Below are 17,026 nucleotides of genomic sequence, written 5' to 3' on the forward strand. Positions count from 1 at the left end.
AATTTAATTATGGCACTTAAAGTTAAAGCAACCGAACAGTTGATTAAGATTGGCACTTACGCTGGCACGTACCGCTACGTGATGTTGCCTGAGTTGTACACCGCCCTGAATCAGGACAAAGTGATTAAGGAGGCTGCCCTGCGTAGCGGAGTTAGCAAAGGTGTGATGCAAGCTTGCTGGGATGCAGCTGGCGAAGTAATTAAGGCATGGGCCACCGAGGGTCACAGCGTGGCGCTGCCCGGACTGGGTACGATGCGATTCGGCCTGCGCGCCAAGAGCGTGGACGATGTGAACAAGGTAAAGGCCGGACTGATTTCGAGTCGCCGCATCATCTTCACCCCAGATGTTGACCTGAAGGAGGAGCTCTCGAAGACGGCTGTGCAGATTACCTGCTTCGACCGCACCGGCAAGGAGGTTAAGCGTGTTACCTCGAGTGACAGCGGCGATGTGGAAGATCCCGACAACCCACAGCCCAGCAACGGCGGCAATACCGGAGGCAACGGCGGCAATACCGGAGGCGGTGGTAACCAGGGCGGCGGTAACCAGGGCGGCGGTAACCACAACGAACCAATCGGCGACTAGTTTTAGGCACGGATTAACACGGCCTTTTAAAAAAGGACACGGCTGTTATCAACGAAAAAGAGCTGCGTTTCTCTAAAAGAGAGCCGTGTAATCTGTGCCTAATCATTAAAGATTAAACATGAAACATTCTTGGCGATGCCAAGCGGCAAAGCCGAGCGAAACATGAAACATTAAACATTATGAGTAAGAGAGAAACCATCAAGTTCATCGTACAGATGATTGCTAGTATCGCTACGGCGATAGTAACGGCGCTGGGGGCTACCAGTTGCATGGGATATTAAGGAATCACACGGCATCTACATTGTAGATGGCAAGAAGTTGGTACGCTAAATCAATTGCGCCAAATCAAAATAATCAATTATTGCTACGTAAATATTTGCGTAGTCCAAAAAAAAATAGTACCTTTGCACCCGATTTTGCAATAGGTATTATTTTTTTTATATAAAACACTAATTGATTTATGCGTAAAGAATGGCGTGGTTTTAAAGGAACCAAGTGGACCGAGGAGGTCAATCTCAGAGACTTTATTCAGAACAACTACACAGCTTACGAGGGCGACGAGACCTTCCTGGCTGAGCCTACAGATGCCACAAACGTATTGTGGGGCCGTCTGCAGGAGCTGCAGAAGGAAGAGCGTGCCAAGGGCGGTGTGCTCGACATGGAGACAGAGATCGTATCGAGCATGACAGCTTATGGCCCTGGCTACATCGACGAGAGTAAGAAGGACCTGGAGAAGGTAGTTGGTCTGCAGACTGATAAACCCTTGAAGCGCGCCTTCATGCCTTTTGGCGGTATTAAGATGGCTGAGCAGGCTTGCACCAACTACGGTTACAAGCCATCAGAGAAGCTGCACGAGATTTTCACAAAGTATTGCAAAACCCACAACGACGGCGTATTTGATGCTTACACCGAGGAGATGAAGCACGTACGTCACAACCACATCCTGACTGGTCTGCCCGATACTTATGGCCGTGGCCGTATCGTAGGCGACTACCGTCGTGTGGCCCTGTATGGTATCGACTTTATCATTGCCGAGAAGGAGGCCGACAAGCGCAACTGCGGTGCCGGTGTAATGAGCGACGATATCATCCGTCAGCGTGAGGAGATCTCAATGCAGATTAAGGCCCTGAAGGAGATGAAGGCTATGGCTCAAATCTACGGCTTCGACATCTCGCAGCCTGCTAACAACGCTCGCGAGGCTGTACAGTGGCTGTACTTCGGCTACCTGGCTGCCATCAAGACTCAGAACGGTGCTGCCATGTCGGTAGGTCGTGTATCTACATTCCTGGATATCTACATCCAGCGTGATATGGAAGAGGGTACCCTGACCGAGAGCGAGGCACAGGAGCTGATCGACCACCTGGTAATGAAGTTCCGCATGGTTAAGTTCGCACGTATCCCATCATACAACGAGCTGTTCTCGGGCGACCCCGTTTGGGCTACTCTCGAGGTAGGTGGTATGGGTATGGACGGACGCCACATGGTGACCAAGAACGACTACCGTTTCCTGCACACTCTGGAGAACATGGGTCCTTCACCCGAGCCAAACCTCACCGTACTTTACTCGCCACGTCTGACCGAGAACTTCAAGAAGTACGCTGCCATGATCTCGGTTAAGACCAGCTCGATCCAGTACGAGAACGACGAGGTAATGCGTCCTGTATGGGGCGACGATTATAGCATCTGCTGCTGTGTAAGTGCTACACAGACTGGTAAGGAGATGCAGTTCTTTGGAGCACGTGCCAACCTGGCTAAGTGTTTCCTGTATGCATGTAACGGTGGTGTCGACGCCAAGACCCGCGAGCAGGTTGCTCCTGGTTTCCGCCCCATCAAGGACGAGTACCTGACATGGGAGGAGCTGGCTCCACGCTTCGACCAGGCTATGGACTGGCTGGCTGGTGTATATGTAAACACCCTGAATCTGATTCACTACATGCACGATAAGTACTTCTACGAGGCTGCCGAGATGGCCCTGATTGATACCAACGTACGTCGTACATTCGCTACCGGTATCGCAGGTTTCTCACACGTAGTAGATTCTATCTCTGCTGTTAAATATGCAAAGGTAAAGATGATTCGCGACGAGGAGGGATTCAACGTAGACTATGTAGCCGAGGGCGACTTCCCACGCTACGGTAACGACGACGACCGCGCCGACGAGATTGCTGTATGGCTGCTGAAGACCTTCGTTAAGAAGATTCGCAAGCACGCTACCTATCGTAACGCTACCCCAACCTGCTCTATCCTTACCATCACATCTAACGTGGTATATGGTAAGTACACAGGTAACCTGCCCGATGGCCGTCGTGCTGGTACTCCTCTGTCGCCAGGTGCTAACCCAAGCTATGGTGCCGAGAAGAACGGTCTGTTGGCATCGCTCAACTCAGTAGCTAAGCTGCCTTATGAGTATGCCCTCGACGGTATCTCGAACACTCAGACCATCAGCCCCAACACTCTGGGCCAGAACGACGAGGAGCGTGCTAACACGCTGGTTCGCGTAATGGACGGTTACTTCAGCCGTGGTGCTCACCACCTGAATGTGAACGTGTTTGGTGTTGAGAAGCTGCGCGATGCTATGGAGCATCCTGAGAAGCCCGAGTACGCTAACTTCACCATCCGTGTATCGGGTTACGCTGTGAAGTTCATCGATCTGACTCGCGAGCAGCAGGAGGATGTAATTGCACGTCAATCTCACGAGAGTCTGTAATGAGTAGTACAGGCTATATACACTCTACCGAATCCTTTGGCTCTGTTGACGGGCCAGGGATTCGGTTTCTGATTTTCATGCAGGGTTGCCGCATGCGTTGTCGCTACTGCCACAATCCTGACACATGGAAATTGGGCTCGGATGCCTGTGGCACCACAGCTACAATTGACGAGCTGCTGAACAAAGCCGAGCGCTACCGCAGCTACTGGGGCCCCGATGGCGGTATTACCGTGAGTGGTGGCGAGGCGCTGCTGCAGATTGATTTCCTGATCGACCTGTTTGAGGAGGCACATCGACGCGGCATCAACACCTGTCTGGACACCGCTGCCCAGCCTTTTACCCGCGAGGAGCCTTTCTTTGGTAAGTTCCAGCGCCTGATGCAGACTACCGACCTGGTGCTGCTCGATATCAAGCATATCGACAGCGAGAAGCATCGCTGGTTGACAGGTCACGGCAACGAGCATATTCTGGATTGCGCCCGCTATCTGTCGGACATCAACAAGCCCGTGTGGATTCGCCACGTACTGGTGCCTGGCATCACAACCGACGAGGATCAGCTCACACAGCTGCGACACACCATCGACACGCTGCAGAATGTGCAGAAGGTAGAGGTTCTGCCCTATCACACCCTGGGCACCTTCAAGTGGGAGCAGTTGGGCATCCCCTACTCACTTAAAGATGTTGCCACTCCCACCGCCGAGCAGCTATCCCGCGCCAAGGAAATCCTCGGCGCCAAGTAAAATTCCCGCCGCAGATCAAAAAAACATGTGCAGCAACTTCGTGTTACTGCACTTTTTTATGCATTTCAACCGCTGTATTGGATAAAATAGTACGTTTTTTATCCAATACACTTGCAAAATTGAAGAAAATACCATATATTTGCACCCGAAATATAATATTGAGATGATGAAGACAATTATTCTGAACCAACGAAAAGAACGTGACGAGTTGCTGTCGCGCCCTTATCTTACACGTAGAACTAATCAGGATGAAAACGTGCTACTGAACAGTCAGCTAATAAAGTTGATTACAGGTCCACGTCGTGTAGGCAAGTCAACTCAGGCCTTGCTGATGCTGCGTAATAAGAACTTTGCCTATCTGAATTTCGATAATCAGCCGCTCCTGGATGCCTGGGATGCTAATCTTGTGATGCGAATGCTTGATGATGTCTATCCTGGCTATGAGTATCTGCTACTCGATGAAGTACAGAATCTCGACGCTTGGGACTTATGGGTGAGCGAACTCTACAGGATGGGTAAGAATCTGGTCATAACAGGTAGCAACGCCAAGATGCTATCGAGCGAAATGGCAACGGTGCTTACGGGAAAATATCTCCAAATAGAGATGCTACCCTTCAGTATGGAAGAGTTTTTCGATTGGCACAAACTCAATCTCAATGTAATGCAGCCGGAACAGCAAGCAGAGGCGAACGCTCTGACAGACGACTATATGCAAAATGGTGGTTATCCGGAAGTGGTAGCTTCGCGCTCATTAGTGCGCAGTTATCTCGACACCTTATTCGATTCTATCATTTGGAAGGATGTGGCAAAGCGACACAATGTACGGAACATCACCGACCTTAATAACCTTGCCATGTATTTGGTTTCCAACTTCTGCAATCCGCTGAGTGCCAACAACCTCTCAGAAGAATTGGGATTATCGAGTGTTAGCACTACCAAGAAATACATGGACTATCTGCACGAACCATATTTATTCTACTATCTGTCGCGCTACAACAACAAACTGAAACTGATGAAGAAGGCCCCACGGAAGGTCTATGTGGTGGATAATGGATTTGTGGCCGCCAAGGCTTTTGCCGTGAGTGAGAATCTTGGTCGTTTGCTTGAAAATCAGGTTTTTGTAGAACTTATACGTCGCGGATATGATACCGATAAGACCATGTTCTATTATCGTTCGCGCAACGACAAGGAGGTAGACTTTGTGCTACGCAAAGGCGCAAAGATAGAGCGCCTGGTGCAAGTGTGCTATGATATGAGCAGTTCTAAAACGGAGAAGCGCGAGATTGACAGCATCGTGGAATGCGCTGGTGAACTGAAGTGCAGCCATCTCACCATTGTCACCCGCGACGAAGAGCGCACCATAGAGAAAGCCGGCTACACCATAGACGTGATTCCCATATCAAAGTTTTGACAGGATAAGAATTTAAATTTTACCAAAAGCAGCGTATCACACTAAAGACGCTGCTTTTGGTTATGCATTTTTCTCTGTCCATTTTGTACATAGTACATCAGAAATGCGATGCTTTGTAAAAATGCGAGAGTTAATCATATTTCTATTTTAGTTGACTGTTACCAAAGTATTTGCTGCAACATTTGCCTGAATCTCATAGCCAACAGGTAGCTCAGCTTTAGACCCACAAATGAAACAGCCTGGCCAAACAAATAGGAACACAATAACTGCTGTTGGAGTACGGTTCTTACCTGTAACATAAACATCGCCATTTGCCAAAGGAACCATTTCACCATTGGGGGCAAACATCTCCGAAATTTTGATGCCAAGACGGCCTTTTGTTCCCCACCAAGATGATTTCTTTGCTTCGTAAACTGTTCCGTTCACAGTCGTTCCATAAGGAATGGCTGTTACGCCATTAACGGAGATGTCACGAGAAACTCTAAAGGCCACTTTCTGACCGACTTTAACGTCAGCAGCTTTAGTGTAATTAACCACTTGCAACGGTACAAGTGTACCAGCTTTTACCGTTACTTCTTTCTGTGCAAATGTGGATAAGGACATTAGACACAGAGCCAAACACATAAATAACTTCTTCATCTTTTTTTGAAAAAGTTGTGTCTGTAAGACTCCCTGATACAGACTGATTAATTAACTAGTTACTACAAAAAGGAAAGGCGGGGTGTCTCGCTTCTGCCTGTCCGCCGTTAAGGTCCTAGGAAAACCTGTACAAATAGACAAACAGAATTGATACCCACGCCGTTGGTTATATACGAAACGTCCTATGAAGCGTGCGTGAGGACATGGTTAGCCCTCTGCACGCTGACGGGGACGGTATATACCTACCCGTAGCACCAACCTCTGCTAAGTCTTTGACTTGTACGTTTGAATTTCCTAGGTTCTAACGGCCAAAAACAAAGCGTCAGCGACGCATTTCCAAAATGTAGTGCTCCCTCCCTATAGCCTCGCCAACATTATGAAACGTCAGCTCGGCGTAAGTTTGCGGTTGCAAAGATAAATAAAAAAATTAAATTTTAATGCATTTTAGGAATTTATTATTAAAAAAAAGTACAGCAACCTTGATGGTGCTGCACTTTGCTTATTATTTGCGGGGGATAACGGATTATCCGCCGAAGTTATCGTACATAATGCTTTCGGGATCTACGCCGAGCGAGTCGAGCATAGAAACCACGGCCTTCGACATGGGGCCAGGACCGCACATGTAGTACTCGATATCCTCGGGAGCCTCGTGGTCCTTCAGATAGGTGTTCAGCATTACCTGGTGTACAAAACCTGGAGTGTACTTTACGCCAGCTGCATCGGCTGCAGGGTCTGGACGGTCGAGGGCCAGGTGGAAGTGGAAGTTGGGGAACTCCTTCTCCAGTCCCAGGAAGTCGTCGAGATAGAACACCTCGTTCAGCGCACGTGCACCATAGAAGTAGTGCATCTCGCGATCGGTAGTGTGCAGCGTCTTGGTCATGTGCATGATCTGAGCACGCAGAGGAGCCATACCGGCACCACCACCAACCCAAATCATCTCCTTCTTCGAGTCGAAGTGTGGGTGGAAGTCGCCATAAGGGCCACTCATGATTACCTTGTCGCCAGGTTTCAGCGAGAAGATGTAACTTGAAGCGATACCAGGATTTACATCCATGAAGCCCGAACGGTCGGCCTTGAATGGAGGTGTAGCGATACGTACGGTAAGCATGAATACATCACCCTCGGCAGGATAGTTAGCCATTGAGTAAGCACGGATGGTGTCCTCGGGGTTCTTACACTTAAGTGGGAACAAACCGAACTTCTCCCATGCGGGCAGATACTCGTCGCCAATCAGACTCTTGTCGAAGTCCTTATCATAGTCGATGCAATCAAACTTAGGAATACGGATCTGAGCGTAAGAACCAGGCAGGAAGTCCATGTGAGCGCCAGCAGGCAGCTGTACCTTGAACTCCTTGATGAAAGTAGCCACGTTCTTGTTAGAGATAACGGTACACTCGTACTCCTTAACACCCAGGATCGACTCATCTACGTGAATCTTCAGGTCGCCCTTAACCTTACACTGGCAACCCAGGCGCCAATGGTCCTTAATCTGCTTACGAGTAAAGTGAGGCTTCTCAGAATCGAGAATCTCGCCACCACCCTCGAGCACCTGAACCTTACACTGGCCGCAGCTGGCCTTACCACCACAAGCCGAAGGCAGGAAAATGCCATTCTCGTTGAGGGTAGCCATCAGGTTGTTGCCCTGTGGTACGTTCAGCACCTTATCTCCGTTAACTGTAATATTCACATTACCGCTGGGGCTGAGATACTTCTTAGCCACCAACAGGATAATCACCAAGAGGATGATTACCGCGAGGAAAACCCCTATACTATATGCTATAAACTGAGCCATAAATTCATTGAACATTTAACATTGAACATTGACCATTATATGTTAAGGCCTGAGAAACACATCATAGCCATAGCCATGAGGCCCACGGTGATAAACACGATGCCGAGGCCCTGCAGAGGCTTGGGCACATCGCTATACTGCATCTTCTCGCGGATGGCACCCATAGCCACGATGGCCAGCGCCCAACCGAGACCAGAGCCGAAGCCATAAACGATGGCATCCCATACGCTGGTAATGGCCTGCGAGTTAGAGGGGTCCATCAGGATGCGCTGCTGCATGAACAGCGAAGCACCCATGATAGCGCAGTTTACGGCAATCAGAGGCAGGAAGATACCCAGCGCTGCATAGAGCGATGGAGAGTACTTCTCAACAGTCATCTCAACCAACTGCACCATACCGGCGATAACGGCGATGAAGAGGATGAACGACAGGTAGCTGAGGTCAACACCCTCGACAAGACAGTCGGGACCCAGCACCTTGGTCTGCAACAGATAGTTAACAGGAACGGTAACGGTAAGCACGAAGGTTACAGCGAGACCGAGTCCTAACGAAGTCTTCACAGTCTTCGACACAGCCAGATAAGAGCACATGCCGAGGAAGAAAGCGAAGATCATATTGTCGACAAAAATCGACCTGAATAGTAATGATATTGCGTGTTCCATATCTTATTTCTCCTTATAAAAGTAAGCACGATGAACCCAAATCACACATCCCACGAGAATCAGCGCCATAGCAGGCATCGTCATCATACCGTTGTTAACGTAACCGAAGTCGTAGCAGGCATCGGGTACAATCTGGAAGCCCAGCAGACTGCCGCGGCCCAGCAACTCACGAACGGCACCAACAATCACCAGAATCATAGCGTAGCCCAGACCGTTACCTACACCATCGAGGAACGAAGGCCAAGGCTTGTTCTGCATGGCGAACGCCTCGAGGCGACCCATCAGGATACAGTTGGTAATGATCAATCCTACATATACCGACAGCTGAACGCTCACATCGTAAGCGAAAGCCTTCAGAATCTGGCTAACGATAGTTACCAGCGCAGCCACAACCACCAGCTGAACCACAATACGAATGCGGTTAGGGATAGTGTTGCGGATGATTGAGATAATTACGTTTGAGAATGCGGTAATCACAGTAACGGCGAGTCCCATTACGATGGCAGGCTTAAGCTGCGATGTAACAGCCAATGCCGAGCAGATACCCAGCACCTGTCCAAGGATAGGATGGTCGACGTTTAATGGGTTTGTAAAAACCTCCTTATTTTGTTTACTGAATAATGCCATAGTTTATTCCTCCACTACTTTAGTTGAATCAGTATTTGCAACAGTCTCGAGCATTCGGCCGATAGAATAGGTCTGGAAACCTTTCAGGCCGTCCTTCAGCATGGCGTCAACACCATTCGAAGTAAGGGTTGCACCAGTTACACAGTCGACCTGAGTAGCGGGATCCTCAACCTTCTTAACAACTGAGAGTACTACGTTGCCGTTCTCGTCCCAGATCTTCTTGCCGATGAACTTCTCCTGCCAAGCCTGAGAGTCCTTGATTTCGGCACCAAGACCAGCAGTCTCACCTTCGTGGTTGAAGTAGGCACCGTAAACCTTACCCTCTTCGTCGATAGCAAGATAACCGCTGATGCCACCCCAAAGGCCCATACCCTTCAGGCTAACTACAGTAATGTTCTTACCATCAATCTGGCACTCATAGGCCTTCTGACCATTATTCTCGTCCTCCTTCTCGGTCTTTACCACCTCGGCATACTTGGCCTCGGCCTCGGCACCATCCAGATTGCGGATATTGAGCGAGTAGAGAATCTGCTTCTTCACATCAAGTGCTACGTTAGCATCCTGCATAGGCTTCAAGGCCTGATAGACAAATGCCAGCAGGAAGGCTACGATAACCACCATTACCGCGCTATATATAATAATGTACGCGTTAGAGTTTGTATTCAGTTTCATTTGCGACCTCCTCTCTTTAAACGGTTAGAGATATTGCGCTCCACAACGAAGTGGTCGATAGTAGGAGCAAACATGTTACCAAAGAAGATGGCGAGCATCATACCCTCAGGATAACCGGCATTCAGCACACGGATGATGATGGCCATAGCACCAATCAGGAATCCGTAAATGTACTGACCTGTGGTTGTGCGGCATGATGTAACAGGGTCGGTAGCCATAAACACGGCACCGAATGCGAAACCACCCATTACCAGGTGATGCCACCATGTCATGCCCTGACCAGTCTGCTCGAACAGTACGGCGAGTGCGATACCACCCACGAACACGCTGAGCATGGTGCGCCAAGAGGCGATGCCTGTCCACAGCAGGATAGCAGCACCGATAGCGATAGCCACGAGCGATGTCTCACCGATTGAACCTGGGATGAAACCGAGGGCCATATCGAGAATCGACGAATCGGGAGTGATGTTCTGTGCCAGCTGACCGAGTGGTGTAGCTGCTGTAAAGCCATCGGGCAGGTCGTTACCCAAACCGAAGATAGAATTCTGAGCCACCCAAACGGTATCACCAGTCATCTTCGAAGGATAAGCGAAGAACAGGAACATACGTGCTGCAACAGCAGGGTTGAAGATGTTCATACCTGTACCACCGAATATCTCCTTACAGAAGATTACTGAGAATGCACAGGCCAGAGCCAGCATCCACAATGGGCAACCGATAGGAATAATCAATGGAATGATGATACCTGATACGAGGTAACCCTCCTGGATTTCCTCACCCTTCCACTGTGCCCAGGCAAACTCGATGCCCAGACCTACGATGTAGCTAACCAGGATTTTTGGCAGAACGGCCAGGAAACCGAAAGCAAAAATCTCGAAGAACGATGCTGTGGCGAGTGTGCCGGCAGCAGCATAGTTCTGGTAGCCGATGTTATACATACCAAACAGCATGGCAGGCATCAGGGCGATAACCACCATACTCATAATGCGCTTCGAGTCGATAGAGTCGTGAATATTCACGCCACCAGCCTTCGCTGTGTCGTTAGGCACATAAAGGAAGGTCTCAAAGCCGTCGAACACCGAGCGGAAGGCATGAAGTTTGCCACCCTCCTCAAAGTTCGGCTTGATCTTATTGAGATAATTTCTTAAAAAGCTCATGTAAAATTATACATTAAAGATTAAACATTAAGCATTTTCCTTACGAAGGATATTGAGGCCTTCACGCACGATGCGCTGCAACTCCAATTTAGAAGAATCTACGAACTCGGCAAGAGCAAAGTCCTCGGGAGCAACCTCGTAGATACCAAGGGCCTCCTGACGGTCGATATCGCCAGCGATGATAGCCTTAATCAGGTATTCGCCGTAGATGTCCATAGGCAGCACCTTGTCGTACTCGCCACTCATAATCATGTGGCGCTCGCCACCCTTTACGCGGGCATCGAGAGCGTACTTCTTCTTACCACAAAGCCAAGAGAAATAGCTGCGGTTAACCGAGAACTGCTTAAAGCGTGGCAGAATCCAACCCAGCATCTCGTCAGCATCGTTACCCTCGGGGATAACGGTAATCTCGCTGGTGTGAGCACCCAGGAAACCTTCCTTGGTTGTTGGACGGCCAGTAAGCACGTTACCATTAATAATACGAACGCTCTTCTGGGCATCGTAGCTGTTGCTCAACAGGGTTGAGAGCTCCTCGCCTACCAGCATATCCACGTGGGCAGGGTTCTTAACCTCGCTACCACACAGGGCTACGGTACGATGCAAATCAACCTTACCTGTATTAAACAAGCGACCGATGAACAGTACTACCGAAGGGTCGCCGATGGTCCATACCACCTCGCCCTTGTTCACAGGAGCGATGTTGTTAACCTGTACACCTACGTTACCTGCAGGGCACTTACCATCAAATACGGTAACCTCGGCATTCTTGGTGTTCTCGAGTTTAGAACCAACTCCTACTCCAAGGTATACGGTAGCGATACGTGACAGGGCGTCGATACCAGTCTGGAAATCGTCAATCTGTCCTTCTACCTCGTACTCAAAATCGCAAGCCAGGGGCTTATCGCGCAGAGCAGAAACAAAAATTGCCCTCGGCTTCACACTAGGATTGGTGGAAACAGCGTAGGGCAACTGATTAATGTATCCGAAGATACCTGCCTCTAACAGCGCATTAATAACCTGCTCGTCTACAAGCTTGCTGACGTCCTTTTTGCCGAAGTCGGTAAACTCCTGCTGCTCGTCGGCATCAACTCTCACGCAGAGCACTTTTCTTCGTTCACCACGCACCACCTCGCGGACGGTTCCGCTAACAGGCGAGGCAAACTTTACCTCAGGATACTGCTTGTTAACAAACAAGGCATCCCCGGCCTTGACATGATCGCCCTCCTTGACAACAACCTTTGGAGTTACACCCTCAAAATCGTCGGGTACAAGCGCAAACTTGCCGTTCGATTTCAGCTGGATTTTCTTCTCCTCGGCCTTGCCCTCAAGGGTAATGTCTAAGCCTTTGCGTAACTTAATCACATTTGCCATTTATATCAGAAATTTTATTGAATAGTGTCGTTGCGAGTGCAAAATTACATAAAAAAAGCCACATAATAACAAATAATGAGAAAAAAAAGCCCAAATCACAACAAAAAGTCGTAATTTTGCCTCGTGAAGTTACTCAAAAGATTCGTTAGCTGGACAATTTGGGGTGTCATTCTACTTAATGTGGCACTCATGACCGTCTCATATATACCCCAGGCTCAGAACTACCTTGGCAGCAAAGTAGCCGATGCTATTGCCGATAAATTAGGCACCCAGGTAAGCATCGGTCGCGTTGATCTGGGACTGTTTAACCGTGTGATTATAGATGATGTGCGAATTAAGGACCAACAGCAGCAGGACATGTTGCGTGTAGGCCGCCTGTCGGTACGCCTGGAACTGCTGCCGCTGCTGGATGGCAAGATTTCCATCTCGTCGGCCCAGCTGTTTGGAGCACATCTTATATTATATAAGGAGAACGAGCGCAGCAAGACCAATTTTCAGTTCGTACTCGACTCGCTGGCATCAAAAGATACCACCAGTCATACCCCACTCGACCTGCGTATCAACTCGCTCATCGTACGTCGCACCAGCGTAACCTACGACGAGAAATACAAGCCCGTTACCATCGGCGTGTTCAATCCCTCGCACCTGAAGATAAGCGACCTGAGCGCGCACATCAACCTGAAGGCGCTAACCGACGACTCGCTGAACGTGAACGTAAAACGACTGGAGTTGAAGGAGCGTTGCGGACTGGTGGTGAAGCGCTTAAAGTTCCACTTGGCAGCCGGTCGCAAGCAGTCGCAATTAGAGAATCTGCTGGTAGAACTTCCCCAGTCGCGTTTGCAGATCGACACGCTGAACGCCACCTATCTGATGACCGACAGCGGCTTGCAGAAGGGCTCGTTAGACTATTACGGAAAGATTTCTAACACCAGCATAACTCCCTCAGAGCTAGTCTGTTTCGTTCCACAACTAAAGGGATTATCAAACCGCTTATCCATCGCAACCAGCTTTAATGGTACCGATACAAAAGTAACCATACCCAGCCTGCTGATAGCATCGGCAGGACACGAATTGGACATCAACGCCCATGGTTGGGTGGCCGACTGGCAGAAGCGCCCATCGTGGAGCGTACAGCTGAACCGCCTGGCGGTTTCGGAGGGCTATCTGGCCATGCTTGCCAACGCCTTCCCTCAGATACCTGAGGAGCTGACACGTATGGGTGGCGTACAGCTATCGGCCGAAAGCGAGCGCAACCAGCAAGGGGCGGGCAACCTGCAGGCCGATGTGCATACAGGCGCCGGCGATGCCAAGGTGGATATGAACCTGGCAGCCGACCAATCGTTTGCCGGTACGGTTGAAGTTGCAGCCTTGAACCTGCAGCAGCTGCTGGCCAGCAACGACCTGGGTAAGCTAACCACTACCCTCGCCCTGAAGGGTCAGCTGCACGAGGGGCAGAAACCCGACGTGAATGTGGATGGCATTATCAGCGATTTCGAGTACAAGGGCTATACCTATCATAACCTGGCGCTTAACGGCGGCTACAATCAGGGTGTGATAACCGGTAACTTTGATATAAACGACCTTAACCTGGAGGCGCAGATTACAGCAGAGCTGGCCGACCAGCACCTGAACGACAAGCCGCTTAACAGCATTAAGCTGCAAGCAAACATAGAGCGATACAACCCGCACGCCCTGCATCTGACCGACCAATGGGGCGGCGCCACGCTGAGTGGACAGCTGGAGGCTAATCTGGCTGCACGCAACCTGAACGATGCGCAAGGTAACATCCGACTGAGTAACTTCAACATCTCGGCTACCGAGCAGCATCCTGCCTACCGTCTGGATAACCTGAACATCACAACAGGTCATACGGATGGCATCCACTTCCTTACCGTAAAGAGCGACTTTGCCGATGCTGAGTTGAAGGGACAGTTCGACTTTAACACGCTGGCAGGATCGTTTGTAAACCTGTTGAAGAGCAAGCTGCCCACCCTGCCCATTCTGCCTGCTACCACCACCAAGACCCACAACAACTTTGTGGTACGCCTGATGGTAAGCAAGAGCGACTGGCTGCGACGTGTGTTTAACGTCGACCTGCAACTGCGCCAGCCCGTAACCCTACAAGCCCGCGTTAACGACTTTACCAACGAGCTATACTTGAACGGCGACATCCCATCGTTTGCCTACAACGGCTCGTGGTATAGCGATGGCTACATCAACATCTCGTCGCCAGCCGACACCATGCGTTGTAACCTGAACATACGTAAGCAGATGGACGACGGCCAGCATCTGGATCTGGGACTCTCGGCCCATGCCGCTAATAATAACCTCACCACATCGCTCTACTGGGACAACCACAACGAGGGCGAGCGTATGAGTGGCGAGCTGAACACCATCATGCAGCTGTACCACAACGTGGCAGGCAAGCAAGAGGCACACCTGCGATTCATGCCGTCGCACATCATTTTGCGTGGCGAGGGTTGGGATGTAGAGCCTTCGGATGTGCTGTATAGCGATAAGTTCCTGCTGGTAGACCACTTCTCGGTTCAGCACGGACGCCAGCATATCATCGTGGATGGTATCGCCTCGAAGAACGCAACCGACTCGCTCACCGTGGATCTGCGTGAGGTTGAGGTGGGTTATATCCTCGACCTGGTGAACTTCCACAGCGTAGAGTTCAGCGGTAAGGCTACAGGAAAAGCACGCGCCTGGTCGCTCTTCGACGAGTTTAAGGCTAATGCCGACCTGACCGTAGATGAGTTTAAGTTTGAACGCGGACGCATGGGTGTGCTGCATGCCCTTGCCAACTGGAACCACGAGGCCCAGCAGATTGACATACATGCGGTGGCCGACGACGGTCCCGATGCCCAGACACGTATCAACGGCTACGTATCACCCGTACATAACACCATCGATCTTGGTATCGAGGCCGATGGCACCAGCATCGAGTTCATGCACAACTTTACCAAGAGCTTCCTCTCGAGCATTACCGGTCATGGTAAGGGCTTGGCCCGTGTGGCTGGCACTCTCGACGATATCAACCTGACAGGTAAGCTGATTGTGGATGGCGAGGCTACCGTTACACCGCTGAACACCACGTATAAGCTGGTACGCGACACCGTAGTGATGGTGCCCAACGAGATTGAACTGCGCCACATGCCTATCTACGATGCCTTAGGCAACAAGGCCATACTCTCGGGTGGCATACACCACCAGAGCCTGACCAACCTGAGTTTCGATCTGTTTGTAGAAACCGACAACCTGTTGGCTTACGACTTTAAGGATTTTACCAATCCAGATGGTAGCGAATCAACCTTCTACGGCACCGTTTATGCAGGTGGTAACGTATCTATCAGCGGTCATGGCAACGATGTGATTATCGATTGTAACGTAACGCCCCAGCCCGGTAGCGTGTTTGTGTATAACGCCGCCAGTCCAGATGCTATCAGCAATCAGGAGTTTATTACCTGGGAGCACCCCGATACCACCACAGTTGGCACAACGGCTAAGCTGGGCGCCACCACGCCTGCCAACACGCGTGCCGACGATACGGATATCTACATCAACTTCCAGATTAACGCCACGCCCAACGCCGCCCTGAAGCTGCTGATGGACGAAGGCACCAAGGATTACATCACCCTTTATGGTAACGGTTCGATACGCGCATCGTTCCACAACAAGGGCTCGTTTAATATGTTTGGAACCTACACCGTTGATCACGGCACGTACGGCATCACCATCCAGAATATCATCAAGAAGAACTTTACGTTTAACCGCGGTGGTACCATCGTGTTTGGTGGCGATCCCTATCAGGCAGCACTCAACCTGCAGGCCGTTTATACGGTTAGCGGCGTGAGTCTTTCCGACCTGAACATCGGCAACTCGTTCAGCAGCAACACCATTCGTGTAAACTGCTTGATGAACATCGGCGGACAGCCCGCAGCACCACAGGTTGACTTCGACCTGGAGATGCCAACGGTAAATGCCGACGAGCAGCAGATGGTACGCTCGGTTATCAACGGACAGCAGGAGATGAACCAGCAGGTGGTATATCTGTTGGCTATCGGCCGATTCTACAATCAGGGTGCCAACAACAGCACCAGCGCCACAGGCGAGCGAACCGACCAGACATCGCTGGCCATGCAGAGTTTCCTGTCGGGTACGCTGTCGTCGCAAATCAATACGCTTATCAACCAGTTTATCAAGAACGATAACTGGAACTTTGGTGCCAACATATCTACTGGTAACGAGGGCTGGCACAATGCCGAGTACGAGGGTATCATCAACGGTCGCATGCTAAACAACCGACTGCTGATTAACGGACAGTTTGGCTATCGCGACAACGCCACGCAAGCCAACCCATCATTCATTGGCGACTTCGACGTGCAGTATCTCCTCTACCCCAACGGCAACTTAGCCCTGAAGGTTTACAACCAGACTAACGATCGCTACTTCACCAAGTCAAGCCTTAACACCCAAGGCATCGGTCTGATTATGAAAAAAGACTTCAACGGTATCAGAGATTTATTCTCGTCGAAGAAACGTAAACGCAAAGAAAAGAAATAGAGATTTTAGGCACGGATTAACACGGCTTAATAAAATTAAAACACGGCTTTAGCATTGCAACTAAGGCCGTGTCTTTTTATAAAAAAGCCGTGTTAATCCG

The 17,026-nt window shown here is 50.1% G+C and carries 13 protein-coding genes; 6 read left to right on the forward strand and 7 right to left on the reverse strand.

The genetic code is table 11. The features are described 5' to 3' along the window. Positions 1–9 precede the first annotated feature (9 nt). The 5 genes from BLR73_RS03025 to BLR73_RS03040 all read left to right on the forward strand — a co-directional run bounded on the left by BLR73_RS03025 (position 10) and on the right by BLR73_RS03040 (position 5,440). Positions 10–582, forward strand: coding sequence for an HU family DNA-binding protein (locus BLR73_RS03025; RefSeq protein ID WP_091858821.1), 573 nt, complete (start codon positions 10–12; stop codon positions 580–582). 179 nt (positions 583–761) lie between these two features. Next, a complete protein-coding gene (locus BLR73_RS14300) occupies positions 762–863 on the forward strand; it encodes a smalltalk protein (RefSeq protein WP_176763597.1) in 102 nt (33 codons plus the stop codon). A gap of 179 nt (positions 864–1,042) precedes the next feature. Next, the gene (pflB, locus tag BLR73_RS03030) at positions 1,043–3,289 is read left to right on the forward strand and encodes a formate C-acetyltransferase (RefSeq protein ID WP_013063977.1); all 2,247 of its coding nucleotides are present in this window, start codon (positions 1,043–1,045) and stop codon (positions 3,287–3,289) included. Further along, positions 3,289–4,029, forward strand: coding sequence for a pyruvate formate-lyase-activating protein (pflA, locus tag BLR73_RS03035; RefSeq protein WP_176763598.1), 741 nt, complete (start codon positions 3,289–3,291; stop codon positions 4,027–4,029). Before pflB ends, pflA begins: the two co-directional genes overlap by 1 nt. Positions 4,030–4,195: 166 nt before the next feature. Then, positions 4,196–5,440, forward strand: a complete 1,245-nt coding sequence (locus BLR73_RS03040; RefSeq protein ID WP_091860083.1) for an ATP-binding protein — start codon at positions 4,196–4,198, stop codon at positions 5,438–5,440. Between the two features lie 147 nt (positions 5,441–5,587). On the opposite strand, the gene BLR73_RS03045 is transcribed toward BLR73_RS03040, so the two are convergent. The 7 genes from BLR73_RS03045 to BLR73_RS03075 form a co-directional block, all read right to left on the reverse strand. Continuing rightward, positions 5,588–6,079 carry a hypothetical protein gene (locus BLR73_RS03045; protein ID WP_091858828.1) on the reverse strand — a complete coding sequence of 164 codons (492 nt, stop codon included), beginning with the start codon at positions 6,077–6,079 and terminating at the stop codon, positions 5,588–5,590. Between the two features lie 523 nt (positions 6,080–6,602). Further along, on the reverse strand, positions 6,603–7,871 hold the full coding sequence (nqrF, locus tag BLR73_RS03050; RefSeq protein WP_033150054.1) for an NADH:ubiquinone reductase (Na(+)-transporting) subunit F: 1,269 nt from the start codon (positions 7,869–7,871) through the stop codon (positions 6,603–6,605). A 35-nt stretch (positions 7,872–7,906) separates the two neighbouring features. Next, positions 7,907–8,533: an NADH:ubiquinone reductase (Na(+)-transporting) subunit E gene (gene nqrE / locus BLR73_RS03055; RefSeq protein WP_013064075.1), complete on the reverse strand. Its 627-nt coding sequence runs from the start codon at positions 8,531–8,533 to the stop codon at positions 7,907–7,909. Between the two features lie 3 nt (positions 8,534–8,536). Next, a complete protein-coding gene (locus BLR73_RS03060; protein WP_013065051.1) occupies positions 8,537–9,160 on the reverse strand; it encodes an NADH:ubiquinone reductase (Na(+)-transporting) subunit D in 624 nt (207 codons plus the stop codon). Positions 9,161–9,163: 3 nt separating this feature from the next. Continuing rightward, positions 9,164–9,826: an FMN-binding protein gene (locus BLR73_RS03065; RefSeq protein WP_091860086.1), complete on the reverse strand. Its 663-nt coding sequence runs from the start codon at positions 9,824–9,826 to the stop codon at positions 9,164–9,166. A 2-nt stretch (positions 9,827–9,828) separates the two neighbouring features. Continuing rightward, entirely contained in the window at positions 9,829–10,989 is a 1,161-nt protein-coding gene (locus BLR73_RS03070; protein ID WP_091858831.1) for an NADH:ubiquinone reductase (Na(+)-transporting) subunit B, read from the reverse strand. Between the two features lie 27 nt (positions 10,990–11,016). Further along, positions 11,017–12,360 (reverse strand): Na(+)-translocating NADH-quinone reductase subunit A, encoded by a 1,344-nt coding sequence (locus tag BLR73_RS03075; RefSeq protein WP_033150052.1) that lies wholly within the window; start codon positions 12,358–12,360, stop codon positions 11,017–11,019. A 123-nt stretch (positions 12,361–12,483) separates the two neighbouring features. Between BLR73_RS03075 and BLR73_RS03080 the strand changes: the two genes are divergently transcribed. Then, positions 12,484–16,926 carry a translocation/assembly module TamB gene (locus tag BLR73_RS03080; RefSeq protein ID WP_143010872.1) on the forward strand — a complete coding sequence of 1,481 codons (4,443 nt, stop codon included), beginning with the start codon at positions 12,484–12,486 and terminating at the stop codon, positions 16,924–16,926. The last annotated feature ends 100 nt before the right edge of the window (positions 16,927–17,026 follow it).

Source organism: Prevotella sp. khp1 (assembly GCF_900102205.1).
Lineage (GTDB): Bacteria > Bacteroidota > Bacteroidia > Bacteroidales > Bacteroidaceae > Prevotella > Prevotella ruminicola.